The organism is Methylibium sp. (genome assembly GCF_965279545.1).
GTDB lineage: Bacteria > Pseudomonadota > Gammaproteobacteria > Burkholderiales > Burkholderiaceae_C > Methylibium.
Genome location: NZ_OZ257250.1, coordinates 241193 through 268065 on the forward strand (window position 1 = coordinate 241193; position 26873 = coordinate 268065).

A 26873-nucleotide genomic window follows, 5' to 3' on the forward strand; every position below is an offset into this window, starting at 1 on the left:
GCTGCTTTTTGCGCGCGTGCGGACCGGATCGGGCGTGGCGCTCGGCGTCAGGACTTCAGCACGCGGCTCGCGTCGTGCAGGTCGAGCCCCGCGCTTGCGAGCAGGGCGTTGACGAGCGGTGCCTGGAGCTTGTACTTGAGCGCGCTGTGCATGACCTGGTCGGACACGCTGGCGTTCGCCGCCTGGCCGTCTGCTCCGCCCGAGAGCCCGGCCAGGCCGTCCACGTGGACGATCTTGATGTCGCTGATGCGTTCCAGCGGCTTGGCGCTTTCGCGCACGACGGCTTCCATGCGCTCGATGGCGGCGAGCTTCGCGCGCAGCGCCATCGCGTCGGGCGACATGACGTTTTCCGCTTCGTTGAGCGCGCGTCGGCCGCCGGCCTCGACGTCGTGACGCAGCTTCGCGGACAGCTGTCGCAGCTTGTCCGCATCGGCTTCGGCCTGCGACAGCAATTGCATGGTTTCTGCGCGCTTGCCGGCGGCTTCGCGTTCGGTGGCGGCCTGCTTGAGCACGGCCAGTCCTTTCGCCTCGATATCCTTGGCGGCGGCCAGCAGGAAGAGTGCCTTCTCGCGCTCGGCGCGCTCCAGTTCGCGGGCCGAGATGACACTTTCCTCTGCGCGGACCGCGTCGGCGCGCGACGCCTGCGCTTCGGCCAACGCGACGTTGCGTCGCTTCGAGTGCTCCGCGATGGCGATCTCGGTCTGCTGCTGGGCCAGTTCGAGCGCGCCGCGCCGCTCGTTCTCGGCAATGCCGATCGCGCGCGTGCGGCCGACTTCGATTTCCTGCACCTGCTGTTCCAGGCGCAGCTTCTGCTCGCGCAGGGTTCGGTCCGAGTCCAGGCGCGCCTTCTCGACGGCTTCGGTCGCATTCACCTCCGCCACCTTCGACAAGCGCTGCATCTCCTGCGTCTCGACGGCGATCTCCGACTGCTGCTGCGCGCGCCGCACCGCGATCTCACGCTCTTGTTGCAGTCGTGCGTACTCCTCTTCCTTCTGCAACTCGAGCATCTGCTGCTCAGCGGCAAGGTTCTTGCGTTGAATGGCCACTTGCGAGTCGCGCTCGATCTCGTTGCGGCGCTTGCGGCGCTCTTCGATCTCGGCCGTGAGGATCGTGAGGCCGGCTGCGTCGAAGGCGTTGTTCGGGTTGAAGAACTCGCGCGACGCCTGGTCGAGCTTGGAGATCGACACGCTGTCGATCTCCAGGCCGCTGCCGTCGATGCCCGCTGATGCGAGCTGGCGCACCCGCGTCGAATAGGCACTGCGGTTCTCGTGAAGTCCTTCCATCGAGGCTTCGGCAGCCGCTGTGCGCAACGCGTCGTTGAAGCGCGCTTCGAGCAATTGGCGCATCGCCTCCACTGAAGCTGTCTTGCTGCCCAGTGAGCGCGCCGCAGCTGCGACTGAGGCGGCATCGGCCTTCACGCGGACGTAGAAGTCAGCATCCACGTTCAGGCGCAGCCGGTCGTGGGTGATCAGCGCGTTCTCGTTGTGGTGCGACAGGCTGATGCGAAGGGTGCTCATGTTCACCCAGGTCAATTCGTGCAAAACCGGAACAACTAGCGCGCCTCCCGAGATGGCCACGCGTTGCCCCATAAAGCCCGTGCGCACAAACGCACGCTCTGTCGTCGAGCGCTGGTACAGCTTCGACATGATCCACCAGAGGATGGCGATAGCGACAATGAGCACGACGATGCCCAGAATGACCGCTCCGAAGTTGACTTGCATAGGAATCTTCCTGTCGGTTAGTTCTTAGATGGTTTCAATCTGACGTCGACTCGGTCGACGCATGGGCCGGCAGGCCAACGATTAGCCGCAAGCACTTGAGAAAGAGCGCGTGATACTCGGCAGGCAGCCTCTCAAGAAGCTTGTCCTCGACGCCGCGGTCGCGCGGCAAGACGCGGTTGATCATCGCGACGCCGTCAGGCGCTAGAAAGAGGCAATAGGCGCGCTGATCTTCCGGCGCTGGCATGCGGTCGATAAGTCCGTTGGCCGCAAGCCTCTTTGCCATCTCAGCCACCGTGTTCCTGTCCATGAACAGGCGATCAGCAAGTTCGTTCTGGTTCAGTCCGGGGTGCTGATACAGGATGACGAGCGTCGCCTTCTGGCGCGGCGTCAGCCCCTCAGCTGCGAACTCACGAGCAAACAACTCCTCTGCAGCGAAATGAGCTCGTCGCAGCAGATGCGAAGGCACTTCCTCAAGCCGGAACTCGTCGAGGATCCGCCTGACCGATGGCTCGACCGCGTCGCGCGGGTCTGTATGGGCCAAGGCGAGGTCCTTCGGCGATGACTTGCGGGCCTTCGCGCGAACTTGGGCTGAGGATGGCTTGCGCGTGCTGGATAGGGCCATTGGGTTTCCGGGTTCGAGAGCGGACGCTGAGGGTTGACGGCGAGCGGCGTGGGCTACGCTCCGATCACCAATCTAACACGTATACGTAGCATAGTTGCGTAGAAAGAATGCTTGTATCAGCGTTTGTACGGAGAAGTCTGGTGCGGCTCGCCGCAGGTAGAAATGGTGTCTTTCGCCTCGGGATAACACCTATGAGCTTCTCTCGAATCAGTTCTTGACGAGTTCTTGTTCGCCCTCTAAAGTTCGCATAAATAAGACGTATACGGCGTAACGGAAACGACGTGTACGGCATAATTACTCGTCACTTCGGACTTCATGTCTATGACCATCAGTGATCGTATCGAGCGTCAGATCCTGCCGACGCTCAGCTTGCCAGCCCCGAGGTTTCGCTACAGCCCGGTCGTCAAGGCTGGGCCGTTCGTGTTCGTGTCTGGCCTGATCGGGCTCGACGCGTCGACGGGCGCTCTCGCGTCGGGTGGCGCCCACGGTCAGACGAGTCAGGTTCTGAAGAACCTCTGGGCGCTGCTCGATGAACATGGCTGGACGTCAGAGCAACTCATCATGGCTCGCATCTACCACTCGGCCGACGCGTCGCCGGCCGACGTGAACCGCGCTTGGGATGCGGCCTTCGTCGTCGGCGCGCCACCCGCGCGTAGTTTTGTGGGCGTTCGCTCTCTTCCGCTCGATGCTGCGGTGGAGATCGAGTTTCAGTTGGTGATTTGAGAGGAAGGGATATTTCCATGGCACAAGGCGAAATCCTGGCCGGCTTTCTGGCCCCCCACCCGCCGCATCTGGTCTACGGCGAAAACCCCGAACAGAACGAGCCGAAGTCGCAAGGCGGCTGGGAGCCTTTGCGTTGGGCCTACGAACGGGCTCGTGCAAGCCTCGATGAACTCAAGCCTGACGTTCTGCTGATTCACTCGCCGCACTGGATCACGCAGGTCGGGCATCACTTTCTCGGCGTGCGCCGACTCACGGGCAAGTCCGTGGACCCGATCTTTCCGAACCTCTTTCGCTACAACTTCTCGCTCGATGTCGACGTCGATCTCGCAGAGGCTTGCCGCGAAGAAGGCAGCAAGCTCGGACTCGTCACGAAGATGATGCGCAACCCGAACTTCCGCGTCGACTACGGGACGATCACAACGTTGCACATGATCCGGCCGCAATGGGATATCCCGATTGTTGGCATCTCGGCGAACAACACGCCCTACTACCTCAACACGAAGGAGGGGCTGGGTGCGATGGAGTTGCTGGGTACGGCCACGCGCGAGGCGGTCCGAAAGAGTGGCAAGCGCGCCGTGCTGCTGGCGAGCAACACGCTTTCGCACTGGCACTTTCATGAGGAGCCCGCCATTCCAGAAGACATGTCCAAGGAGCACCCGCAGACCTACGCTGGCTACCAATGGGACATGCGCATGATCGACCTGATGCGCAAGGGCAAGATGCGCGAGACGTTCAAGCTGCTGCCGCAGTTCATCGAGGAAGCGTTTGCCGAAGTCAAGTCCGGCGCCTTCACATGGATGCATTCGGCCATGGGGTACCCGGAACTTGCAGGGGAACTGCACGGTTACGGCACTGTCATCGGCACCGGAAATGCGGTGATGGAGTGGAATCTCAAGAAGGCCGGATTGAGCGCGCTCGACTCGCCTGCCGCCGGCGGCCTGGCTTCGCGTTCGAGTGGGGCCGTGGCCGCCACCAATGAACGTCGGTCCCGCCTTGTCGACTGACGGAGAAACAGCATGCCAGTCGTTTCCGCTTTTCTAGTTCCGGGCAGTCCGCTTCCGCTTCTCAAGCCCGACAACCTGCCCTGGGGTCGTCTCGCCGCCGCGTATCAGCGCGCTGGGCGTGCGTTGGCTGCCTCGCGTCCTGACGCCGTCCTCTTGTACTCAACTCAGTGGTACGCCGTGCTTGACGAACAGTGGCTGACACGCCGCAAGAGTGCCGGGGTGCACGTCGACGACAACTGGCACGAGCACGGTGAGATGAAGTTCGACATCGCTTCGGACACCGAGTTGGCGCACGCCTGCGTGGCAGCGTCGGCACGCATTGGCGTGCATGCGCGCGGCGTCAACTACGACGGGTTCCCCATCGACTCCGGAACGATCTCGGCGTGCGCGCTGATGGGCATCGGGACATCGGCTCTCCCACTCGTCGCGGCGTCGAACAATCTCTACCACAGCCCCGAGCAAACCGAGAAGCTCGGCGCACTGGCGGCCGCCTGCGCGGACGATCAGGGCAAGCGGGTGGCTGTCGTCGGGGTGGGTGAACTCTCCAGCGTCGCGTTCAGCGATCAGATCGAACTGGGCGCGGATCGCATCTCAGACCCGGAGCATGACAAGTGGAACCAGCGTGTTCTGCAACTCATCGAGTCAGGCGACGTCCCACAACTGCGCCGAGTGCTCCCCGACTTCGCCAAGGAGGCTCGCGCTGACATGGGCTTCAAGCACTTCTACTGGATTCTGGGTGCATTGCAGGGCCGCTTCGCCGGCGCACGAGTGCACGGATACGGGCCCCTCTATGGCAGCGGCGGTGCCGTGGTCGAGTTCACGCTTTGAGACCGCCTGCCTTTCTTCGTCACTGATCTACCCCTCACGAACAATGGAGAACTAGACATGAATTGGACCTTGAAGCTGGCTGCAATGGCAGTCGGCGGCGCATGCGCAATCCTGCCTTTGGCTGCACTCGCGCAAGCCTGCACGATCAAGATCGGACGCGTCGTCCCTGTCACCGGCCCGCTTGCGGACGTGGGCAAGGACACGCCTTGGGTCGACGACGCCAAGATCAATCCGATCAACAAGGCCGGCGGCCTCAAGGTTGGCAATGACAGCTGCAAGATCGAATACAAGATCTATGACAGCAAGAGCACCGTGGCCGGTTCGGCGGAGGCGGCCACTCGCGCCATCCTGCAAGACAAGGTCGACTTCCTGATGGCCCAGGGTACGCCCGACACCACCAATGCGCCAGCCGACCTGTGCGAGCGCAACCAGGTGCCGTGCATCACTTCCAACACACCGGTGGAGCCCTGGCTTTTCGGGCCCGACGGCAAGCCCAAGACCTACAAGTACACCTACCACTTCTTCTTCTCCGTGCCCGACCTGGTTGCCAATCATGTGGGCATGATCAAGTCTCTGCCAGGCGGCTTCAATGGTTCGATCGGCTACCTGTATCCGAACGATCCCGACGGCACCGTGTTCGCCCAGTTGTTCGATCCCACCTTCAAGAAGGAAGGCTGGAAGCCCACCGACCCGGGCCGCTTCCAGCAAGGCCTGCCGGACTTCTCGTCCGTCATCAATCAGTTCAAGCGCAACAAGGTCGAGGTGGTCGCGGGTGTGTTGGCGCCGCCGGATATGCAGAACTATCTGCAGCAAGCTGCGCAGGCCGGCTTTGTGCCGAAGATGTACATCATCGACAAGGGCACTGGCTACCCCGAACCGATGAATGCGCTGGGCAAGGCGGGCTACGGTGTACTGTCTGTGAACTTCTGGTCGCCGGCCTACCCGGGCAAGTCGAAGTTCGGGGGCTATGACGGCCAGGGCCTCGTGGACGCCTACGAGAAGCAGACCGGCAAGCAGTTCATTCCGCCGTTGGGCTATGACGACGCTTCCTACGACGTGCTGTTTGATGCCATCCAGCGCGCAGGAACGAAAGATCGGGCTGCCGTGCTGAAAGCGCTCGACGCAACTGCACTGGACACGGTGGTCGGCAAGGTCAAGTTCAATGCCCAGCACTACTCAGTGCAGCCGCTCGGCGGAGCGCAGTGGCGCTACGACGCCGCAACAAAGCGGCTCGTCAAGGAGAACGTCTACAACGCCGTCTACCCCGAGGTGAAGAAGACTTCCGAGATGAAGCTCTACGCGCAGTAATCGCCAACACGAGACGCACGCACCTAGCGCCGCCCGCTTGCTGCGGGCGGCTGGACTTTCCCTCCTTTGCCCCCAACACACGCGGCCAGCGCCTCGCGCGCCGCCGTCTGGGAGTTGCCATGTCAAAACTCTACCGCCAGTTCACCACACAAGCCGAAATTGATGCGCAGTACGACGTCGAGCGCTCGGTGCCTGACTTCATGGTGTATGCGCGCCACTACATCGAGGAAAGCCGCGCCACGCGCACCCGGTTGCGCTGCGAACTCGACATTCCCTACGGTCCTACGCGCGCGGAAACGCTCGACATCTTCCCGGCGGCAGAGCCCAACGCACCGGTGTTTGTGTTTTTCCACGGTGGCTACTGGCGCATGCTCACCTCGAAGGAGTTCAGTTGCGTGGCCTTGGGCCTGAACCAACTGGGCATCACCACCGTGGTCGTCAACTACGAACTTCTGCCCAAGGTGTCGCTCGACGAGATCACGCGCCAGTCGCGCTCGGCGGTCGCCTGGGTGCTGCGCAACATCCAGCACCACGGTGGTGATCCAAAGCGTGTGGTCGTCGGTGGGCATTCGGCAGGTGGGCACCTGACCGCCATGCTGGCGCAAACCCAGTGGAGTGAAGACTACGGCCTCGCGCCCGACCCCATGGCCGGCGCCGTCATGGTGAGCGGTCTGTTTGACCTGCACCCGCTGCGCTACTCATGCATGCAGCCGCAACTGCAGTTCGATGACGGCGTCATCCAGCGCAACTCACCGCTCTTCCAGGTCCGCGCGTCGGCCACGCCGGCGCTGGTCACCTGGGGTGGTGATGAGCCGGACGAGTTCCGCCGCCAATCCGACGCCTACCTTGCAGCGTGGAAAGAGGCCGGCAACGCCGCCAAGCGGCTGGAACAGCCGGGCGCGAATCACTTCACCGCGATCTACGGTTTTGAGGATGCCAAGAGCCCACTGTGCCAGTGGGTCCTGCAGGCCGCCAACACGCCGCGAAGCTGAGCGAACCCATGGCAGAGGTCCTTAGCGTGCGCGGGCTCACCAAGTCATTTGGTGCCATCGCCGTAGCCAGTGACATCGATTTCGATGTGGCCGAAGGAGAGATCGTCGGCGTCATCGGCCCCAACGGCGCCGGCAAGACGACGCTGTTCGGCATGCTGTCGGGTCACGTCGTGCCGTCCGCGGGGAGGCTCAGCTTTCGGGGCGAAGACATCACCTCGCTGGCCACCCATGAGCGCGCTCGCCGTGGCATCGCTCGCACTTACCAGATTCCGCGTCCCTTCGGCCAGATGACGGTCTTCGACAACCTACGTGTTGCTGCCACCTTCGGTGCCGGACTCTCCGGTGCAGAAGCCACCGAGTGGATCGAACGGACCATTGCAACGACCGGCCTGAACCGCTACGCCGGCACGCTCGCTGGCCGGCTGCCGCTCTTGGTACGCAAGCGCCATGAACTGGCCCGTGCGCTGGCGATGCGGCCGAAGCTGCTGCTCATCGACGAGGTGGCGGCCGGCCTGACCGAAGAAGAGGTGAGCGAATTCATCGAACTCGTGCGCCACATCCGAAACATGGGCAGCACGGTGATCTGGATCGAACACGTCATCCGAACGATGCTGACCGCAACGGACCGCCTCATGGCGCTTGCCGGCGGCAAGGTACTGGCGATCGGCAAGCCACACGACGTGATCAAACTACCGGAAGTCCAGCGTGTCTATCTCGGAGCATGACGCGTCGAAGACGCAGCCCGTTCTGCGGGTGGCGAGCCTTTCTGGCTACTACGGCGAACTGCGCGCCATCTCCGACATTTCGCTCGAGTTGTATCGGCGCGATGTGCTGGCCATCATCGGCGCAAACGGGGCCGGGAAGTCGACGCTGCTGCGCTCGCTGGTGGGGTTGATGACCAGCGGGGGAACCACGCGCATTCGCGGCGTGATCGAGTTCGACGGCCAGCGCTTGGACAAGTTGATGCCCGACAGCATTGTCGACGCCGGCATGGCGATGGTGCCCGAGGGCCGACGCCTGTTTGCGCGCATGTCGGTCGAAGACAACCTGCTTGCAGGCGCCTACCTGCCACGCTGCCGCGCAGACATTCCTCGCAAGCTCGAAGAGATGTACACGCTGTTTCCGCGCCTGCGCGAGCGCCGCCGCCAGGTGGTGTCGCAGATGTCGGGCGGCGAACAGCAGATGGTGGCGATCGGTCGCGCGCTGATGTCCTCGCCCAAGCTGCTGATCCTCGACGAACTCTCGCTCGGACTGTCGCCGGCAATGGTCGAGGAGATCTATCGCAATCTGGCCCGCATCATCGAGTCCGGCACTACCGTGGTCGTGGTCGAGCAGGACCTTCAGCGCGCGCTGAGCGCCTGCACCCGTTTCGTGGTGATGCTCGAAGGCAGCATCGTTCTGGAAGGCCGGCCAGGCGAAGTCGACGTGTCCGCAATCACCGCCGCCTACTTCGGCATGTCCGCGAGCGCGGGAGCCTCTAATGGATAACAACGACTTCTACTGGCTCTTCGTCGATCTCGCCAATGGGGTGCTCTCCGGCGCCATGCTGGGGGGCTACTACGCGCTCATCAGCGTCGGACTGGCTCTGAACTTCGGCGTCATGAGGCTGGTCAACTTGTCGCACGGCGACTGGCTGATCGTTGCCGCCTACTTCTGCGTCGTGCTGCTCGGTGCGGTGCCGGTCTCGCCCTTCTGGAGTCTCGTCATCGTTGCGCCCCTCATGTACGTGATCGGCTACCTGGTGCAGCGTCTGCTGCTCAATCATGTTTCGGTTCAGTCGGCTGAGCGGCGCGGCATGTCGCCAGTGTTCGGGCTGATGCTGCCGCTGCTCGTGACCTTCGGGCTGTCAATCGTGTTGAGCCAGGGCATGCTGCTGGTGTTCAATGCCGACGCCGCAACCATCCGCAACGACCTCTCGTTCTCGGCCGTCCGACTGTCCGAAGACCTGAGCGTTTCCACGCTGCGCCTGGGGTTCTTCGTCGCTGCGGCAGTGTTGCTTGCGGCGCTTGCGGCCTGGATGCGAACCACGCACACAGGTCGTGCCATCCGCGCGGCGTCAGACGATCCCGAGATCGCCACGCTGATGGGCATGCGCACGCCACATGTCTATGCGGTGGCCAGCGGTGTCGCGCTGGCCTCAGCGTCGGTCGCGGGTTTCATGATCGGCATGTCGCGCTCGTTCCAGCCCTTCGACGGCCCCCCATTTCTGCTGATGGCCTTTGGCGTCGTCATCCTCGGCGGGTTGGGTTCGCTGGCGGGTTGCTTCGCTGGCGGCATCACGCTCGGCATCGTGCAGGTGCTCGCCGGGACCTACTTCGGCCCGGCCGCACAGCAGGTCTCGGGTTACCTGCTGATCCTTCTGGTCTTGGCGGTGCGGCCACAAGGGTTGTTCTCCAAATGACCAGCGACCCCAAATCCGGCACGCCAAGCGCCACCGCCAAGACCCGTGGAATCAGCATGACCGTCCGGCGCTTCTTTGACTCCTTTCGTGGCCGAGGTGGTGGCATCTGGGCAGCCGTGCTTGTGCTCGCGCTGTTGCTGCTTCCGGCCACACTGCCGGGCCAGAGCTACACGCTGCACCTGCTGTTCTCGGTTTTCTTGTTCGCCACGTTCGGCCACGCCTGGAATCTGATGGCCGGCTATGCCGGCTTGCTTACCTTCGGCCAGCAGTTGTTTGTCGGCATCGGCGGTTTTGCGCAGGCATTGCTGTACTACTACACGCCAGCGTCAATTTGGCTGGCGTGGCCGATTTCAGGTCTGGCCTCGCTCGCCTTCGCTTGGCTGCTTTGTCTGCCTGTGCGCGAGAGCGGCAGCAAGCGGCGCATGTGGATAGGTGTGACAGTCGCGGTGCTGCTCTGGATCGCCTACGAGATCTTGATTGCCTTCCAGCCGGCGGCCGACGTGTTCCAGAGCCACTACGTTCGGCGGGTCGCAATATTGCTGATGATCTTCCTCGGTGCGCTGCCCCTGCTGCGCCTGCAGGGGGCCTACTTCGCTATCGCCACGTGGTTGATCGCCGAATCCGTAGCCACTGTGTTCAACGGATGGAACGTGGCCGGTGCGGGTGGGGGAATGCAGCTCAAGTCGGACGTTACTCCACTGCAACTCTACTACGTGGCGTTGGCGCTGATGGTTGTCACGACTGCGGTGGTCTGGCGCTGGATGCGGTCCTCCTACGGTCTTGCGCTGACGGCCGTGCGCGACGACGAAGACGCCGCGCGCAGCAGCGGAATCGACGTCGCACGGGTCAAGGCGGCCGTGTTCTTGGTCAGTGCCGTGCTTACTGGGTTGGCTTCCGGCCTGTACTTCATGGATGTGGTGATCATCACGCCGCCCTCGGCGTTCGCCATCTCCTGGGCGTCGTACATCGTGTTCGTAGTTGTCGCCGGAGGCATGGGCACGGTGGCAGGCCCGATCGTCGGCGCAGTCCTCTTCATCATTGTCGACCGCTTGCTGGGCGCGGCGGCGGGTCAGGGCTTGCTGCTGCTCGGTGCGCTGTCGATCGCACTCATGCTGCTGCTGCCGCGCGGTGTGATGGGGCTGGTGCATGACTTGCGCCACCCACACGGGCGCCGCCGTTCCGGCCTGGCGCAGTGGCGCCGCTTGTTGCTCGGCGACGGTGCTCAGTCCGACCGAGCCGCTCTGGTCGACCAGCCCGGTGTGGTGGGTGCGTACCTCGTCCCGGGCAGCCCACTACTGGTGTTGCGGGGCGACGTGCCGGCCTATGCCGAACTGCGTGCAGCGCTGGGTCAAGTGGCGCGCGAGATCGAAGAGCTCAGGCCCGACGCCTTGGTGATCTATTCGACCCGCTGGTACGCGGTGCTTGACCAACTCTGGCAAGGCCGCGCTCGAATCACCGGACTCCATGTCGACGAGCAGTGGCACGAACATGGAGAAATTCGCTTCGATCTGACCACCGACGTCTCCCTGGCGCGCGCCTGCGTGCGAGCGGCGAGCCACGCGGGCATCGCCTCCAAGCTGGTCGACTACGCGGGCTTTCCGCTCGACTCGGGCAGCTTGGCGGCCAACGTTTTGGTGAACGCCGACGGTGTGGTGCCGACGATGATCGTGGCCAACAACCTGTACCACGACTTCGCGACCACCAGAACCCTTGGCGAGTTGGCGGCGGGCCAGGCCACCGCGCAGGGAAAGCGGGTCGTGGTGCTGGCGGTAGGGGAACTCTCGGGCAGTCTGTACCGCGACGAGCGGCCGCTCGAGTCCGATGCGGTTGCCAGTGCGAGCGATGACGACTGGAACAAGCGTGTGCTGAAGATCATCGAATCGGGTGAACTCGACGAACTGATGCGCGTTCTTCCCGACTACGTGGCTCAGGCCCGGGTCGACATGGGCTTCAAGCATTTCGCATTCGCGTTGGGTGCACTCGGCGGCCGGCTCAGCCGGGCCCGGGTGCTGGCCTACGGGCCGCAATATGGCGCAGGCTGCGCTGTGATCCGCCTCCTATGACATCCACAAGGAAGACCAAGTTGTGAAACAGCTCCGAAACTACATCGATGGAAAGTTCGTCGAGAGCCCCAAGCTCTTTGACGACCTGAACCCTGCCGACGGTTCGCTGATTGCGCAAGTGCACGAGGCCGATCGCACCATGGTTGACGCGGCCATCGCCGCCGGACGGCGCGCCGTGGGCGGGCCTTGGGGAAAGATGTCTGTTGAAGACCGTGCCAAGGTTCTGTACCGCATCGCCGACGAGATGGATCGCCGGTTCGACGACTTCCTGGAGGCGGAGATGAGCGATACCGGAAAGCCGCATTCCATGGCCTCGACCATCGATGTGCCGCGCGGTGCCGCGAACTTTCGAATCTTCGCTGACATCCTCAAGACCGCCCCGCTCGAGTCCTTCCGCACGACCCTGCCCGATGGCGCTCATGCCATCAACTACACGGTGCGCAAGCCGCTTGGCGTGGTCGGCATCATTTCGCCCTGGAACCTGCCGCTTCTGCTGTTGACGTGGAAGGTGGCACCCGCGCTGGCCTGCGGCAATGCGGTAGTCGCCAAGCCGTCGGAGGAAACACCAGCCACAGCCACGCTGTTGGCCGAGGTGATGGAAACGGTTGGCGTGCCGCCCGGCGTGTTCAACCTGGTTCATGGCTTCGGCCCTGGCTCTGCGGGTGAATTCATCACGACCAGCGCCGACATCGATGCCATCACGTTCACTGGGGAATCACGCACCGGCTCCGCGATCATGCGTGCGGCGGCCGAGCACGTGAAGCCGATCTCGTTCGAACTGGGGGGCAAGAACGCCGCCATCGTCTTCGCCGATTGCGATTTCGACAAGACGATCGACGGAATGATGCGGGCGATCTTCCTCAACAGTGGGCAAGTGTGCCTGTGCTCGGAACGGGTCTTTGTCGAGCGGCCGATCTACGACCGATTCGTTGCCGCCGTGGCCGAACGCATGTCGTCGATGAAGCTCGACTGGCCGACCAACAAGGCCACCACCATGGGGCCGCTCATCTCGGCCGAGCACCGCGACAAGGTCCTGAGCTACTACCAGATCGCCCGTGACGAAGGCGCCACCATCGTGGCCGGCGGAAAGGTGCCGAAGTTCAGCGACGCACGTGACAAGGGCTTCTGGGTCGAACCGACGCTGATCACCGGCTTGTCCGACCAAGCGCGCTGCATGCGCGAAGAGATCTTTGGTCCCGTCTGCCACGTCACGCCGTTCGACACCGAGGCCGAGGTCATCGCCCGCGCCAACGACACCCGTTACGGGTTGGCCGCTTCGATCTGGACCAGCAACGTCAACCGTGCGCATCGCGTTGCCGAGTCGATGCGAGTCGGCATCTCGTGGGTCAACGCCTGGTTCCTGCGCGACCTGCGTACGCCGTTCGGCGGCAGCGGCTTGTCGGGCATCGGCCGCGAGGGCGGCATGCATTCGCTGAACTTCTACTCGGAGCTCACCAACGTGTGCGTTCGCGTCGAAGGGGCCGCGGCATGACGGCGAAAACCCAGGCCAGTGTGGTTGCCGGCAAGGCCACGCCGCGCGGGCGCTTTCCGCACGTCAAGCGAGCGGGCGACTTTCTATTCGTGTCCGGCACAAGTTCCCGCAACCCCGACAACACGATCGCCGGTGCCAGCGCCGATGCCATGGGCACCGTGACGCTCGACATCCGCGCCCAGACCCGCACGGTGCTCGACAACATCCGCAGCATCCTGCAAAGCGTAGGTGCAGATCTGAGCGACGTGGTCGAGGTGTGCAGCTATCTGGTCAGCATGAACGACTTCGGGATCTACAACCAAGTCTACGCAGAGTACTTCGACGAGTCTGGCCCCGCCCGCACCACGGTGGCCGTGCATCAGTTGCCGCACCCGCATCTGCTGATCGAAATCAAGGCGGTGGCCTACAAACCTCTGGGCGCGTAGAGCGTCCGCAACCTTACGGAAAATCCCATGGAGATCTCATTGATCCATCAACTCGGCGACGAGTTGTACACCGGCCTTCGGCACCGGCAAGTCGTGGCCCCGCTGACCGAGCGCCACCCCACCATGACCATCGAAGATGCCTACCAGGTGCAGCAGCGCATGATCTCGCGCCGCCTGCAAGACGGCGACCGAGTCATCGGGAAGAAGATCGGCGTGACCTCGCGTGCCGTCATGAACATGCTGGGTGTGTTCCAGCCCGACTTCGGGTACCTGCTCGACGCGATGGTTGTCAACGAAGGCGAGTCCATCGACATGTCCACGCTGATCCAACCCAAGGCCGAAGGTGAGATCGCGTTCGTGATGAAACGTGATCTGAGCGGCCCAGGCGTGACAAACGCCGACGTGCTCGCGGCGACCGAATGTGTCATGCCCTGCTTCGAGATCGTCGACTCGCGCGTTCGCGACTGGAAGATCAAGATTCAGGACACGGTGGCCGACAACGCATCGTGCGGCGTCTTCGTGCTGGGTGATCGTGCGATCGACCCGCGCCGCATCGACCTGTCAACCTGCGGCATGGTGCTCGAAAAGAACGGCGAGATTGTCGCCACCGGCGCGGGCGCTGCCGCTCTCGGTTCGCCGCTCAACGCCGTGGCCTGGCTGGCCAACACGCTGGGTCGCCTCGGCGAGGGCTTGGCTGCCGGCGACATCGTCTTGTCGGGCGCGCTGGCCGCCATGTTCCCGGCGCAGGCCGGCGACAACTTCCGTGTATCGATTGGCGGCCTGGGCGGATGCTCGGTCCGCTTCCACTAGAGAGGCCACCATGGCGAAGAAGATCAAGTGTGCAGTTATCGGTCCGGGAAACATCGGAACGGACCTGCTGATCAAGCTCAAGCGCAGTGCAATTCTCGACCCCGTGTGGATGGTGGGGATCGACCCGCAATCCGACGGCCTCAAACGCGCCAGTGAGATGGGCATCAAGACCACAGCCAATGGCGTCGACGGCCTGCTTCCTCACATCAAGGCCGACGGTGTGCAGATCGCGTTCGACGCGACCAGCGCCTATGTTCACGCCGAGAACTCACGCAAGCTCAACGCTCTGGGCGTGATGATGATCGACCTCACGCCCGCTGCGATCGGGCCCTACTGCGTTCCCCCGGTCAATCTGGCGCAGCACCTGGGCAAGCGCGAGATGAACGTCAACATGGTCACCTGCGGCGGGCAGGCCACCATTCCCATGGTGGCTGCCATCAGCCGCGTTCAGAAGGTAACTTACGGGGAAATCATCGCCACCGTGTCGAGTCGCTCCGTGGGCCCTGGTACGCGCAAGAACATCGACGAATTTACGCGCACAACGGCCCAGGCGATCGAGAAGGTGGGTGGTGCCCGAGAAGGCAAGGCCATCATCATCATCAACCCGGCGGAGCCGGCGTTGATCATGCGCGACACGATCCACTGCCTGACCCAGGAGACACCCAGTCTGGCGATGATCGAGGCCTCGGTGCACGCCATGATCAAGGAAGTCCAGCGCTACGTGCCTGGCTACAAGCTCGTCAACGGTCCGGTGGTCGATGGCAATCGGGTGTCGGTCTTCGTAGAGGTCGAGGGCCTGGGCGACTACCTGCCCAAGTACGCGGGCAATCTCGACATCATGACCGCAGCCGCTACGCGTACCGCCGAAATGTTCGCAGAGGAAATCTCCTCTGGTTCATTCAAGCTCACAGCTACAGCCAACTGAAGGAGAACACGATGACCCTCAAGGGCAGAAAAGTCACCGTTCACGACATGACCCTGCGTGACGGCATGCATCCCAAGCGCCATCTGATGACGCTCAAGCAGATGACCGAGGTTGCTGTCGGTCTCGACGCAGCAGGCGTCGAGTTGATCGAGGTGACCCACGGCGATGGCTTGGGCGGCGCTTCGGTCACCTATGGCCAACCGGCGCATACTGATCAAGAGTATCTGAGCGCCGTCATCCCGCTGATGAAGCGAGCCAACGTTTCTGCGCTGCTGATCCCGGGCATCGGTACCGTCGATCACCTGATGATGGCCAAGGATCTGGGCGTGGCGTCGATCCGCGTCGCCACCCATTGCACTGAAGCTGATGTGAGTGAGCAGCACATCGCCAAGGCCCGCCACCTAGGTCTGGACACCGTGGGCTTCCTGATGATGGCCCACATGGCTGGCCCGGAAACGTTGGTCGCCCAAGCCAAGCTGATGGAGAGCTACGGCGCCAACTGCATCTACGTGACCGACTCTGCGGGCTACATGCTTCCGCACGACGTGACCTCGCGCTTGGAGGCAGTTCGCGCAGCCCTCAAGCCCGAGACCGAACTGGGCTTCCACGGCCACCACAACCTGGCCATGGGCGTGGCCAACTCCATCGCCGCGGTGGCCGCAGGTGCCAACCGAATCGATGCGGCGGCGGCGGGACTGGGTGCGGGCGCCGGCAACACGCCTCTGGAAGTCTTCGTTGCCGTGTGTGACCGCATGGGGATCGAGACCGGCGTCAATCTCTTCGCCATTCAAGACGTTGCCGAAGACTTGGTCGTGCCGATGATGGACCATGTCATTCGTGTCGATCGCGATTCCCTGACTCTTGGCTATGCTGGCGTGTACTCCAGCTTCTTGCTGTTCGCCAAGCGTGCCGAGAAGAAGTACGGTATCCCGGCACGCGAAATCGTGGTCGAACTGGGCCGACGCGGCATGGTCGGTGGGCAAGAGGACATGATCGAGGACACGGCGCTGACAATGGCTCGTGAGCGCAACCTTCTGCGCAAGGCGGCCGCATGAAGCTGCACGCAAACACCATCGCGGGCCTGGCGGAGCATCTGGAATCGTGCCAGTTGCAAGTCAAGGACACGACGAAGATCACCGACGACCACCCCGAGATGGACTGGGATGACGCCTATGCCATCCAGGATGCCATTCTCGCCCGCAAGCTTGCGCGAGGGGCCCGCCTCGCGGGCCTCAAGGCGGGGCTCACCTCGCACGCGAAGATGAAGCAGATGGGCGTGACCACGCCCGTGTTCGGCTTCATCACCGATGACTATGCCGTGCCCGACGGCGGCGAGTGCAAGATCAGCGAATTGATCCATCCCAAGGTTGAGCCCGAGATTGCGTTCGTGACCAAACGCGCACTCAAGGGTCCCGGCTGCAACATCGCAGCTGTGCTGGCCGCTGTTGACTTCGTGCTGCCGGGCATCGAGGTCATCGACAGCCGCTATCGCGACTTCAAGTTCGACCTGAAGAGCGTGGTTGCCGACAACACCTCCGCTTCGCGCTTCGTGGTTGGCGGACAGCCAACGACGCTCGAAGGCGTCGACCTGCGTACGGTGGGCATCGTGCTCGAGAAGAACGGGGAACCCGTGGCATTCGGCGCTGGTGCCGCAGTGCTGGGGCATCCTGCTGCGGCGATTGCCTTGCTTGCGAACCATCTTGCTGCCAGCGACAGAGAAATCCCCGCGGGAACGTTGATTTTGTCAGGTGGCATCACCGAGGCGGTGTCCGTGAAGGCCGGCGACGCAGTGACCTTGCGGGTCCAAGGCATGGGCAGTGTCGGAATGCGCTTCATCTGAGAGTCGGTCTGAAGGCGCCTGCGGCCGCCGCTCAAGACAAGACTGGCTAGCCCCCACAAGGGGCCCATTTAAGTTGGGGGCGCATGAAACACGTTCTGCTGACAACCATCCCACGCATCGTGCTCGGGCTAATCTTCTTGATCGGCGCCATCGATGGATTCGCCTACATCTTCACGGGCGACCATCTCATCCACCCACCCACCTCTGACAGTGGCGCGGCATTCCAGGCTGCGTTGCAGGCGGTAGGATTCTTCTGGCCGTTGATGAAGATCGTCCAACTGATCGGTGCGCTTTGTCTCCTGACCAACAGGGCGCCGGCACTAGGCTTGGCCCTCCTGTCACCCATCATGGTGGTCATCGTGCTCTTCCACCTTGTGCTCAATCCCAGTGGCATCCCTGTTGCAATCATCTTGGTGGTCACCGGTGGACTGCTTGCCTATCAGTACCGCGGCCACTTCGCACGGCTGGTATCGACGGTGCAGTAACGCAAGTCGAACCTGGTCGACTTCGATGCACGGGGGGACCTTCGCTGCGCGCCGCCAAAGCGCTGGTCTGCCTGCTTCGACGCGTGGCCTGGCAACAGTTGGGGTCCCCGATCTCGTCTCGCTGATACCACTGGAAGGACAACAGACATGCTCTGCTCACGCCGCTCATTTGTTCATTCCGCGGCATCCGCTGTGGCCCTTGCGTCAGTGCCCGCGTGGGCGCAGCCCAGCCTGAGCAGGGTCTACGTCGGATTCGCCGCCGGGGGCACGCTGGACGTGATCGCACGGCGTCTGGCGGACAGGTTCAAGGGGAGCTATGGCGAGACGGTGATCGTCGAATCGAAAGTCGGCGCCGGTGGCCGCATCGCCAATGAAGCGCTGAAGAGCGCGACCCCGAACGGCGGGGCCATGGTGCTGTCGCCATCGTCGCCGATCGTGATCTTTCCGCACGTGTACAGCAAGCTGGCATATGACCCTCAGAAGGACCTGGTTGCGGTAACGCCGGTGTGTTCGAACGCGCAAGTCTTCGTGATCAGTTCCGCGGTGCCGGAGCAGGTGCGCACGCTGGCGCAGTTCGTCGATTGGGCCAAAGCCAACCCGGGAAAGGGTGCTTACGGCACGCCGGCCGCAGGTTCCATCATGCACTTCCAGGGATTGGTGTTTCAGCAGAAGGCCGGCATCCAGTTGACCCATGTCGCCTACCGCGGCATGGCCGCCGTGGTGCTGGATCTCATCGGCGGCAACCTGCCAAGCTCCATGGCGGTCATGGGTGACGTGACGCAGCATATCGCCACTGGAAAGCTGCGTGCGCTTGCTGTCACCAGCGAGAGACGTTCGCGCTTTCTACCCGAGGTCCCGACCTTTGCCGAACAGGGGTTTGGCGAGGTCACCGGCGTCGACTGGTACGGTCTCTTCGTGCCAGCCACCACGCCGCAGGCCGTTATCGACAGCCTGCACGCGAACACGCTGGCCGCGGTGCAACACCAAGCGTTCGCCGAACCGCTAGAAAAGGCAGGCTTCGACCCCTACACCCTTCCGCAGGCCGAGTTCGCCAAGCGAATCCGGGCGGAGACCTTGCGTTGGGGCCCGGTAGTAAGGGCCTCCGGCTTCACTGCCGAAAGCTGACCCTCTACTGCGGTATGCCGATCCACCCGCTCGGTGACTCTGGGCTAAGGCTTCGTGGTGCGGCGCAGGCTGTAGGCACCATCACCCAAGAGGGCAACGCCAACCGCGAGCAAGGCCAGAACAGCCGGGTATTCCCAGCCACCGTTCGGGTTGATGAACAGCCAGCCGTTGCCCGAGTGAACCACCAAGGCTCCAAGCAACACGGGCAACGCAATCAATGCAGCGATGGTTACGTTGAAGCCGACCAGAACCGCAACGCCGGTCACCACCTCAAGCGGCGCGACCACGTAGGCAGCCCAGCCAGGAAAGCCGACCGATGTGAAGAAGGCTGCCGCGCCAGGCAGCGTGAAGACGAGGAACTTGAGCAAGCCATGTGCGATGAGGGCGGTGCCCAGGGTGATGCGCAAGATGAGCGCGGCGATGTCCGAACGTTGGTTGTTCACGTTGAGGTCTCCTAGAGTTGATAGTTGTGGGATGAAGAAGGCATCGGTGGCCGACAGGCGGCTGCGTCTGAGGGCCAGTTCTCTTCAGTACCCTTGCCCGAAGGCTTGGTATGCCGCACAGGACAAGGCCAGCAGGTAGACGCCCAGTACAAGACCGTCCTTGAATGAAAGTCCCCCTGCAAGCCCAACGCTCATGCCCTGTGCAACCACGTCGGGGCGATAGCTGTTCCCAAGCCGGCGCCGTAGCCCAGGTAGATGTTCAGGCCGGCCAGCGGTTCGAGGTAGCGTGCGTTCTTCAGGCCACCTGCATCGACGGTCACGAACCCCATCCCTTCGGCCAAGGTCTTCACTGCTGCTTTGCCTGGCGCGCTGTCGCTGGCCAAGAAGACGCTGACCTTGCGCCCGTTCCCGAAGTCTGCGCCTTCGGCCAGCACTTGCGCGAAGACTGTGTTGAACGCCTTCACGACCGTCGCCTGGGGAACCTCCTTGGCGATTTCTTCGGACGCCGAGGTGCTGTGGCCAATGGTCAGGCCCATGTAGTCTGCCGTCAGGGGATTCGTGATGTCGATGACATACTTTCCGGCCAACGATCCCACCGAGCAGAGGGCGGCGACAGCATCGGAGTATGCGGTGGCAAGGATGACGATCTCGGCGGAGGCGGCGGCGCCTTCGGCAGGGACCGCACGCGTGCCGGGGTATTGGGCTGCGACGCTTGCGGCCTGGGCCGAGTCTGCCGCCGTGACGCTCACTTTGTGGCCGGCGCGGTGAAGTTGCTTGACGAAGGCTGAGCCCATGTTGCCGCTGCCGATGACGAGAATGTTCATGTGAGTTCCTGTACGTGGAATGGGAATGACGGAGGGTCCGGGCCCTGGCTGGCAGGGCGCGAGAGGGAATTTAGGCGGGAAGGCGGCAGAGATAAACACGCGGCCCCGAGATGAACTGTTCTGAGGACTGAAAGAATTGGACAAGTTTCAAGAAATGCGGGCCTTTGCTGCTGTCGTCGATGCGGGGAGCTTCGTCAAGGCTGCTGACGCGCTCGCCTCGTCCACGCCGGTCATCTCACGCCTGGTGGCCGAACTGGAAGCGCGGCTGGGTTTGCGCCTAATGCACCGTACGACCCGAAAGCTCTCGCTCACCGAAGAGGGAGAGGTGTTCCATGCACGCTGCAAGGATCTCTTGGCGGCCGTCGACGAGGCGGAGGCCGAAGTCACTTCGAGAACAGGCACTGCGGCGGGTCTCGTGCGAATCAACGCGCCGTTGTCTTTCGGCATTTTGCATCTTGCCGATTTGTGGGGCGACTTCATGACACGCCACCCCAAAGTCACTCTCGACGTCACTCTGAGCGACCGCGTTGTCGATCTGGTAGAGGAAGGCTACGACCTCGCCATTCGCATCGCGAGGTTGCCGAACTCCAGCCTGATCACGCGAAAACTGGCGACCACAAGGATGGTGATGTGCGCCTCACCGCAATACCTGAAGCGCGCCGGCGTGCCGCGACGCCCTTCCGAACTTGCCGACCACTCAGTGCTCGCCTACAGCTACTGGGCAACGCGCGACGAGTGGCAGTTCGATGGCCCTTCTGGAAAGGTGACCGTAAGGACGCGGCCGAGCATCCGAAGCAACAACGGCGAGACGTGCCGCGCCGGCGCTCTCCAACATCGGGGCATCGTTCTTCAGCCGAGCTTCATGGTGGGCGCGGACCTGCGCTCAGGCACGCTGGTTGAACTAATGCCTGAGTACCGCTCGATCGAACTCGACATCAGCGCGGTTTACCCAACCCGAAAGCACGTGTCTCCGAAAGTCCGACTTCTGATCGACTTCCTCGTCGAGTCGTTTCGGACTCCGCGTTGGCTCGATTGACTTGAGCACTGCCATCGTCAGTCTTGGACTCCGGACACGAAACCCAACAGATGGCCGAGAAGGCTTGGCTGGGCCGAATTGCCAATACGTGCGCGACAAGGTGTGCACGTTGCTCGAGCGGGTCAACCCAAACGCGCGACTCTGCGCCGCAGAGAAGCGCGTCGCTGGTGACCAAGAGGATGGCGCATCTTGCAGCCGATTCTGCAGCGACCCCGCTCAGGCGGGCACGTCCAATCGAGTGCCAAAGAGGCCGACAATGGAGCGAAGCTTGCCGCGATCTGAGAGTTCGACGAAGTCGGTTCCAAAGGTGGTGAAGAGGCCGAGTCGCTTGCCATTTCCATCCGCATACTCCCAAGAGAACGCCACGATGTTGCCGTAGAAGACTGGCTGCCCAGCCAAGCGCAGTTCGGCCTCGCCAAGTAGTTCGACCATTCGCTCGATGTGGTCCGTAAGTTTTGAAGGCGAGAGCGAAGACGCGGTCGGATCAGTGTAGGTGCCGTCGGGCTCCCAGATCGTGGCGATGATCGCGCGGCGCTCCTCTGTAGAAAGGTTTCGGCTCCAAGTTCTGGAATATGCGCCGAGCAACTGGACTATGGAGGATCCGGTTTGCTTGCGATGGACCTCGATGTCGTGAATCGTTTTGTCGTCGAAACTCTGAAGCGATGAGATCATTGAAACACCTTCTGAAATGAGAACAAAGAATACGGCAACAACGCCTCGCTGCACTTCGCGCCGTTGCGCTTGCTGTGAGGCACAAAGCCCCGGTTTCGTCGATCGCCGGGAGACTGACGTGCGCCGCATGGTTTTGCTGTCCCGCCGATGACGACCTGAGCGGAGGGGTGCGGCGCTATCTCGCGACGTCGTTGCGGCCTCGCTCCCAAGGTCGCACAAGCAACCACACTGCCGGCTAGGCGAGCGCTGTCGGGTCCATATCTAGTGCTCGGAGTTGGGCGTGGATTTCACTTTGACGACCATCTCGCAATTCGCTCCTCATCACGATGAACCCACAACCAACCACTTCGGTGTCGCGCAGGCCTTTCGCAAACGCCCCGACTACTTGTCAAGCGCGCATTCTTGACATCCTGCTTGCCCAAGACGGGTCAGCGACCCGGTTGTGTGAGGCGGTCGCTCAAGGTCCTGTTGGGGTGCAGGTAGTGCGCCAGCAGATGACTGGCAGCGTGCCTGACTTGGTTCGACAACTACTGCGCGGCGACCGCTTCATTGAACGCGTGAGCTTCCTCTTTGCGCGCGGCGAGGTCATGCTGGACAGCGTGTCCTATGTGGCACTGGATGGACTAGACGCCGGGCTCAAGGCCGACTTGTTGGCCGGCCTCCGGCCCATCGGTCACCTGTTGACATCCCTGTGGACGCGGCGTGAGCCTATTGCCGAGGCAGCCAGTCTCGCTGCACCCATTTGGACTGCGGTCGGCTTGCCCGACGACGCGGCAACGCGCGCCTATCGAATAGTTGCCCCTGATGGTCCGAGAATGATCGTTGTTGAGACCTATCGGCGCGGCATGCTGATGAAGAGGCGCGAGTAGCCGGCAGAGAGCAGGGGTGCGACTGTGTACGCGCTTCCCGCCCCGATGCGGCGACAGGCCGACGTGCTGCTTCGGCGGTCGCCCGGACGTGAAAGCTGGTTCTGGTCGCTCAGAGGTGAAGCGAGTGCAGCCAGGACGACATCCAGCGGTTCGCTACTGCATCTTGGCGAGCCAAAGTAGCGTCAGCCCGACCGTCGCCGGCAGCGCTTGGATCAACAGCGGCTTGCGGCCAACAGTGATAGCGCCAAACAGCCCGGCGACAAGGACGCACGCAAGGAAGAAGACTTGCACGTGCCTGCCATCATCACCGAGAAGGAGGCCCCAGAACAATCCCACAGCGAGGAAGCCGTTGTAGAGACCTTGGTTGGCCGCCATGACCTTTGTCGCTGCCGCCTGAATGTGCGACTGTCCGAATGCTTTCATGCCGGCCGGCCTGTCCCACAAGAACATCTCAAGTACGAGAATGTAGACATGCAGGACACCAATCGCCGCTATCACAACCTTTGCTGCCATTGACATTGGATCTCCGATACTGGTTAGGTGGGCGGTCTTCCGCCCAAGACAAAGGAACAAGTTGGTCGGGTCATCCGAACCGAGATAGCTCGGGCGCGAGACGTAGCAGCACCATGCCGCGCAAGCCATCACGGATCCCGGGCGTTTGCCTCGCCCACGAACACAGAAGCCGGCAGATTCTCTGCAGTGACAGCCGGTTGTGCAAGCGGTTGATGACCATGCGTGGCTCGAATTCTCGTGAGCCCGGGGCCACGTACTGTTCAATTCGCGGCAATGCGCAGTACCAAGACCGCGCCTGCGGGGCGCTCACCACGCGGGCGACCCGCAGGACGCTTCTAGTCACTATGCACAATACACGCGAACATCGTGCGTGTGCCCTGAGTCACTCGAAGTCACCATTGCCGCCGTGCCCGCCTTGAGTTGGCGCAACTGGGTAACGGCCAGCGTCACGGTATGCGTGTGGCCCGCCGAACCCCGGATGTCGTAGACCTTGTCCACAGCTGAATCGAGATCGGCTTGGGGAACGGTCAGCACGTGGCCGTGATTGCCCGAGATCGTGTCGCTGCAGCCAAGCAGCACTGCTGTCGAAGCAGGCAGGCTCAGGTAGTGATGGCCCAACGCCGTCAACTCGCCGTCGGCTCCCAGCAAGGTGGTGAATCGACTGTTCAAATCGGCTCCGCCCCGACCTGTGAACCAAGCGTAGCGGAACACGTCGGCGCGCGACTCGCAAAGTGCCACCATCTCGGTCATTTGCGCCTTCTGCTTGTCGACCGAATCGATCGCCGCGGCTCCGTCGCCGACGTGCCAGTTCGCCATCTCGGTAACCCAGAACGCCTTGCCGTACTTGGCCAAGCGGTCGAGTTGCCCCGCAAGCCCGTAGTCGTACCAGTGAAAGCCCAGGTAGTCGATCCGCGGGTCACGACCACCGTTGGCAGCGCGGTAGGCTGCGTAGAACGCATCCATCCACACCGCCGGGTCTTCATATCCGGGCAGATTGCCCCAGGTAATCTGCGGCCCAACGATCCTCACGCCAGTGGCTTGAGCAATCGTCTCGATGCGCGGCCACAGGTCGGCTGCCTGCTGAGGCGTGCGAGTGGCTTGGCCATTCAGGTTCGGTTCATTGAGCGCCAGCAAGTAGTGAATCTGCGGATTGGCGCGCAACATCTGGGTGATCTGCGCGTCGTCGAAAACCTGGCTCCACACCATCGGGATGTAGTCCATGCCATGGCGTGCGCGCAACTCCGTGGGCGTGCCGCCCTTCGGCGCACTACTCCAGTCATACCACCAGCTCAAGCCAGGAGCCATTGCCGCGTAGTCATTGGCAGTTTCCAGCGCGTAGGCGACGCCGCGCTTTGCACTCTTCGATGCGGGTGCAGGTGCAGGTGCAGGTGCAGGTGCAGGTGCAGGTGCAGGTGCAGGTGCCGCAGGCTCCGAACTGCCGCCGCCACCGCAAGCTGCGAGGGTCGCGGCGGCCGTAGAGATCAACATCTGCCTGCGACGCAAGTTGCCGGGCTCCAATACCAACACGTCAGTGCCTGCCGAACGAACGGGGTTGCTGCGCTGGGTCATAGAGACTCCAGGAACACAAGCACCGCATCGCGGTCGGCCTTGGACAGGGCTTCAAATTTGGCTCTGCTGCCGGAGGCTTCACCCCCGTGCCAGCCAATGGCTTCCACCAAGGTGCGAGCACGTCCGTCGTGCAGATAGCGCACAGCTCTCGGGTCGCTTGCGCCGGTGCCTTTCTGAACATACTTCAACGAGCCCAAGCCCCACAGCGGCTGCGTGCGCCACATGCTTGGGCTGGCTTGACCTTCGGTCAACGTGTCCGCGAGTTCTGCCCCCATGTCGTGCAGCAATAAGTCGGAGTACGGGCGAATGGTCTGATTGCGTAGTTCGTAGAAGGGATGGTTGGCACCGGTCTTGAGTTCGGCCACATGGCATGCGGTGCAGGCGGACTGTGCAAACAACTGACTGCCGCGGCTGATCGCGTTGATCGTCGCGGCCGTCACTTCACGCTCGGGTGGCGTGATCGCGCCGTCCGTGTAGCCGCTAGCGTACTTGCTCTGCGCCGGCACGCCCAAGAGCTGCAGGTACGACGAAATCCGGTCTATCTCGAAGTCCGACAGTGAAGGCGTGGCTGTGCTGCTCTTGCATTCGGACGAAGCACCGCCGCGTTGTTGGCAGACAGCAGATCTGTAGGCCGGCGTGGTGACACCCAGGTCCTGTAAAAACGCGATCGAACTCTGATGACGCACTGTGGCCTTGCCGGCCTTCCAGCCGAAGCGGCCGAGTTGGCGCTGACCCGTTTCAGGATTGATCGACCAGTTGGGCACGCCGCGCACACCGTCGCCATCGCTGTCAGTGGAGTCGGCCAGCGCAAGAATCGTCTTTTCGTCGATCGCTTCGAGCAGACCCATGCCGATGACCTGCGGCGCCTGACGCAACGAGACCTGCGCGGGAGTCGGGCCCTTGAATGCAAGGACCGGCTTCTGCAGATTGACGGTCTCGCCACCAAACAATGTGCGTACGGAATTCACGAAGGACTGGATCGTGACTGACAAGTCCGTCCCGCCAGTCGCGCTCGCCCGTTGCTGAACGTTGGTGCCGTAGGTCGGGTCGGGCGTGATGCCGGCGTTTGTGCTCGCTGCCGCAGTCATCACCGCGAACTTGTTCAGCGGCGTGCCGACTTCGGCCGCCGGGCTGCGACCGTTCAGTGTGTGGCAGCCCAGGCAACGCACTTCGTTGAAGCGTGCTCCAATCTGGTTAGCGTGTGCGGTGAACACCGGATTCACTCCGACGTGTTCCGAGTGCACGCCATCGACGAAGGACGTGTGGAACAAGCGTCGCCCTTCGACGAACCGTTGCATGTTGGCGATGCCGATGTTGCCAGCTGACTGCTGAAACACTCGATGCGGCTCTTCGGAGTAGTTGTACGGCACGGTGGTCTGGCCACCCAGCAGTGCATCATCTGGCAGCGGAGTGGTGTCGAGCCTTGGTGCGGCGCCGTACCACGGCACCATGCCCTTGCCGACAACATACAACTGCTCAAGCGAGTAGTCGCGGGCGCCGCCTCCGTCGATCAACGCCACGAGATTGGCGGGATCATGATCAAGGAACACGCCGGCCGTCATCTCGATCTTGTCGCCAATCCTGAGTTTGTTGTCCGGCCGCGACGTAGTCCCCAGGTACTCCCTGTCGTCGCTGAAGCGCCAATAGTCCGTAATCGGATTGGACTTGCACATCTCCGCGATGTTTTCAGTCGGGGTGCAACGATTCTTGTCGTAGCCACCGTTATTCTTCCAACCGTACTCGATGACGCCAGGGTCAACGCGGCGGAAGGCATTGAAGCTGGCGTCGATCAAGGTGCCCATATTGGGCTTGAGGTACGCGGTGATCTTCTGGCGACCGGCCGGAACCTCATCGCGAATGACCAGGCCCCAAGTGCGATTCTGGAAATAGAACGAGGGAAACGCAAAGTAGTCGCCCGGTCCCCTGTCGATCGGGTCTTTCCAGTCCTCGCCCCCCTCGCGCCCGTGGCGCGCCGTGGGGCGGAAGCCTGAGTAGGTAACGAGCGTGCCGTCGGGCTCCGTGTACTGGACTTGCTCGACGACCTTGGTGCCGCTGACGAAGAGCGGCACATAGTCGGTAGCCCCCAAGCCTGCCGGCGCGGCAATGGCGGCGCCTTGAGTGACAGGAATTGCAACGCTCGAGAAACCGGTGGTGGTCGGCGTCGTCTGGGGCGGGGTCGGCAC

The 26873-nt window shown here is 62.6% G+C and carries 27 protein-coding genes; 19 read left to right on the plus strand and 8 right to left on the minus strand.

Annotation, left to right across the window (positions count from 1 at the left end; all coding sequences use genetic code 11):
- Nucleotides 1-47: 47 nt before the first annotated feature.
- Nucleotides 48-1721: a flotillin family protein gene (locus tag ACQY9S_RS01105; protein ID WP_428422731.1), complete on the minus strand. Its 1674-nt coding sequence runs from the start codon at nucleotides 1719-1721 to the stop codon at nucleotides 48-50.
- A gap of 34 nt (nucleotides 1722-1755) precedes the next feature.
- Entirely contained in the window at nucleotides 1756-2343 is a 588-nt protein-coding gene (locus tag ACQY9S_RS01110; RefSeq protein ID WP_428422732.1) for a MarR family winged helix-turn-helix transcriptional regulator, read from the minus strand.
- Nucleotides 2344-2664: 321 nt separating this feature from the next.
- Between ACQY9S_RS01110 and ACQY9S_RS01115 the strand changes: the two genes are divergently transcribed.
- The 17 genes from ACQY9S_RS01115 to ACQY9S_RS01195 all read left to right on the plus strand — a co-directional run bounded on the left by ACQY9S_RS01115 (nucleotide 2665) and on the right by ACQY9S_RS01195 (nucleotide 18764).
- Nucleotides 2665-3066: a RidA family protein gene (locus tag ACQY9S_RS01115; RefSeq protein WP_428422733.1), complete on the plus strand. Its 402-nt coding sequence runs from the start codon at nucleotides 2665-2667 to the stop codon at nucleotides 3064-3066.
- 17 nt (nucleotides 3067-3083) lie between these two features.
- Nucleotides 3084-4070 (plus strand): 2-aminophenol 1,6-dioxygenase subunit beta, encoded by a 987-nt coding sequence (gene cnbCb / locus ACQY9S_RS01120; RefSeq protein ID WP_428422734.1) that lies wholly within the window; start codon nucleotides 3084-3086, stop codon nucleotides 4068-4070.
- A gap of 12 nt (nucleotides 4071-4082) precedes the next feature.
- Nucleotides 4083-4898: a tRNA U-34 5-methylaminomethyl-2-thiouridine biosynthesis protein gene (locus ACQY9S_RS01125; RefSeq protein WP_428422735.1), complete on the plus strand. Its 816-nt coding sequence runs from the start codon at nucleotides 4083-4085 to the stop codon at nucleotides 4896-4898.
- A 57-nt stretch (nucleotides 4899-4955) separates the two neighbouring features.
- Nucleotides 4956-6206 carry an ABC transporter substrate-binding protein gene (locus ACQY9S_RS01130; RefSeq protein ID WP_428422736.1) on the plus strand — a complete coding sequence of 417 codons (1251 nt, stop codon included), beginning with the start codon at nucleotides 4956-4958 and terminating at the stop codon, nucleotides 6204-6206.
- A gap of 119 nt (nucleotides 6207-6325) precedes the next feature.
- On the plus strand, nucleotides 6326-7198 hold the full coding sequence (locus ACQY9S_RS01135; protein ID WP_428422737.1) for an alpha/beta hydrolase: 873 nt from the start codon (nucleotides 6326-6328) through the stop codon (nucleotides 7196-7198).
- Nucleotides 7199-7206: 8 nt separating this feature from the next.
- Complete coding sequence (locus ACQY9S_RS01140) at nucleotides 7207-7923, plus strand: ABC transporter ATP-binding protein (protein ID WP_428422738.1); 717 nt, start codon at nucleotides 7207-7209, stop codon at nucleotides 7921-7923.
- Nucleotides 7924-7951: 28 nt separating this feature from the next.
- Nucleotides 7952-8686 (plus strand): ABC transporter ATP-binding protein, encoded by a 735-nt coding sequence (locus ACQY9S_RS01145; protein ID WP_428422739.1) that lies wholly within the window; start codon nucleotides 7952-7954, stop codon nucleotides 8684-8686.
- Nucleotides 8679-9599 carry a branched-chain amino acid ABC transporter permease gene (locus ACQY9S_RS01150; protein ID WP_428422740.1) on the plus strand — a complete coding sequence of 307 codons (921 nt, stop codon included), beginning with the start codon at nucleotides 8679-8681 and terminating at the stop codon, nucleotides 9597-9599. Before ACQY9S_RS01145 ends, ACQY9S_RS01150 begins: the two co-directional genes overlap by 8 nt.
- Nucleotides 9596-11662, plus strand: a complete 2067-nt coding sequence (locus ACQY9S_RS01155; RefSeq protein WP_428422741.1) for an ABC transporter permease subunit — start codon at nucleotides 9596-9598, stop codon at nucleotides 11660-11662. Before ACQY9S_RS01150 ends, ACQY9S_RS01155 begins: the two co-directional genes overlap by 4 nt.
- Nucleotides 11663-11684: 22 nt before the next feature.
- A complete protein-coding gene (locus tag ACQY9S_RS01160) occupies nucleotides 11685-13154 on the plus strand; it encodes a 2-hydroxymuconic semialdehyde dehydrogenase (RefSeq protein ID WP_428422742.1) in 1470 nt (489 codons plus the stop codon).
- Nucleotides 13151-13579: a RidA family protein gene (locus ACQY9S_RS01165; RefSeq protein ID WP_428422743.1), complete on the plus strand. Its 429-nt coding sequence runs from the start codon at nucleotides 13151-13153 to the stop codon at nucleotides 13577-13579. The genes ACQY9S_RS01160 and ACQY9S_RS01165 overlap by 4 nt, the downstream gene beginning before the upstream one ends.
- Nucleotides 13580-13606: 27 nt before the next feature.
- A complete protein-coding gene (dmpE, locus tag ACQY9S_RS01170; RefSeq protein ID WP_428422744.1) occupies nucleotides 13607-14389 on the plus strand; it encodes a 2-oxopent-4-enoate hydratase in 783 nt (260 codons plus the stop codon).
- Between the two features lie 10 nt (nucleotides 14390-14399).
- Complete coding sequence (locus tag ACQY9S_RS01175; protein WP_428422745.1) at nucleotides 14400-15314, plus strand: acetaldehyde dehydrogenase (acetylating); 915 nt, start codon at nucleotides 14400-14402, stop codon at nucleotides 15312-15314.
- Nucleotides 15315-15325: 11 nt separating this feature from the next.
- Nucleotides 15326-16369 (plus strand): 4-hydroxy-2-oxovalerate aldolase, encoded by a 1044-nt coding sequence (gene dmpG, locus ACQY9S_RS01180; RefSeq protein ID WP_428422746.1) that lies wholly within the window; start codon nucleotides 15326-15328, stop codon nucleotides 16367-16369.
- Nucleotides 16366-17154 carry a 2-oxo-3-hexenedioate decarboxylase gene (gene dmpH, locus ACQY9S_RS01185; protein WP_428422747.1) on the plus strand — a complete coding sequence of 263 codons (789 nt, stop codon included), beginning with the start codon at nucleotides 16366-16368 and terminating at the stop codon, nucleotides 17152-17154. Before dmpG ends, dmpH begins: the two co-directional genes overlap by 4 nt.
- Before the next feature lie 83 nt (nucleotides 17155-17237).
- A complete protein-coding gene (locus ACQY9S_RS01190; protein WP_428422748.1) occupies nucleotides 17238-17639 on the plus strand; it encodes a hypothetical protein in 402 nt (133 codons plus the stop codon).
- A 147-nt stretch (nucleotides 17640-17786) separates the two neighbouring features.
- The gene (locus ACQY9S_RS01195; RefSeq protein ID WP_428422749.1) at nucleotides 17787-18764 is read left to right on the plus strand and encodes a tripartite tricarboxylate transporter substrate-binding protein; all 978 of its coding nucleotides are present in this window, start codon (nucleotides 17787-17789) and stop codon (nucleotides 18762-18764) included.
- 44 nt (nucleotides 18765-18808) lie between these two features.
- Here ACQY9S_RS01195 and ACQY9S_RS01200 read toward each other — a convergent pair whose 3' ends face one another.
- Nucleotides 18809-19207: a DoxX family protein gene (locus tag ACQY9S_RS01200; protein ID WP_428422750.1), complete on the minus strand. Its 399-nt coding sequence runs from the start codon at nucleotides 19205-19207 to the stop codon at nucleotides 18809-18811.
- A gap of 191 nt (nucleotides 19208-19398) precedes the next feature.
- Nucleotides 19399-20031 carry an NADPH-dependent F420 reductase gene (locus tag ACQY9S_RS01205; RefSeq protein WP_428422751.1) on the minus strand — a complete coding sequence of 211 codons (633 nt, stop codon included), beginning with the start codon at nucleotides 20029-20031 and terminating at the stop codon, nucleotides 19399-19401.
- Nucleotides 20032-20167: 136 nt separating this feature from the next.
- Here ACQY9S_RS01205 and ACQY9S_RS01210 point away from each other — a divergent pair, with 136 nt between their 5' ends.
- Nucleotides 20168-21067, plus strand: coding sequence for a LysR substrate-binding domain-containing protein (locus tag ACQY9S_RS01210; protein WP_428422752.1), 900 nt, complete (start codon nucleotides 20168-20170; stop codon nucleotides 21065-21067).
- 216 nt (nucleotides 21068-21283) lie between these two features.
- On the opposite strand, the gene ACQY9S_RS01215 is transcribed toward ACQY9S_RS01210, so the two are convergent.
- Entirely contained in the window at nucleotides 21284-21739 is a 456-nt protein-coding gene (locus ACQY9S_RS01215; RefSeq protein ID WP_428422753.1) for a hypothetical protein, read from the minus strand.
- Nucleotides 21740-22065: 326 nt separating this feature from the next.
- Here ACQY9S_RS01215 and ACQY9S_RS01220 point away from each other — a divergent pair, with 326 nt between their 5' ends.
- Entirely contained in the window at nucleotides 22066-22608 is a 543-nt protein-coding gene (locus tag ACQY9S_RS01220) for a chorismate--pyruvate lyase family protein (protein WP_428422754.1), read from the plus strand.
- 153 nt (nucleotides 22609-22761) lie between these two features.
- Here the strand turns inward: ACQY9S_RS01220 and ACQY9S_RS01225 are convergent, their stop codons facing one another.
- The 3 genes from ACQY9S_RS01225 to ACQY9S_RS01235 all read right to left on the minus strand — a co-directional run bounded on the left by ACQY9S_RS01225 (nucleotide 22762) and on the right by ACQY9S_RS01235 (nucleotide 26873).
- Entirely contained in the window at nucleotides 22762-23127 is a 366-nt protein-coding gene (locus tag ACQY9S_RS01225; protein WP_428422755.1) for a DUF1304 domain-containing protein, read from the minus strand.
- A gap of 336 nt (nucleotides 23128-23463) precedes the next feature.
- On the minus strand, nucleotides 23464-24690 hold the full coding sequence (locus tag ACQY9S_RS01230; protein ID WP_428422756.1) for a glycoside hydrolase family protein: 1227 nt from the start codon (nucleotides 24688-24690) through the stop codon (nucleotides 23464-23466).
- The gene (locus ACQY9S_RS01235; protein WP_428422757.1) at nucleotides 24687-26873 is read right to left on the minus strand and encodes a di-heme oxidoredictase family protein; all 2187 of its coding nucleotides are present in this window, start codon (nucleotides 26871-26873) and stop codon (nucleotides 24687-24689) included. The genes ACQY9S_RS01230 and ACQY9S_RS01235 overlap by 4 nt, the downstream gene beginning before the upstream one ends.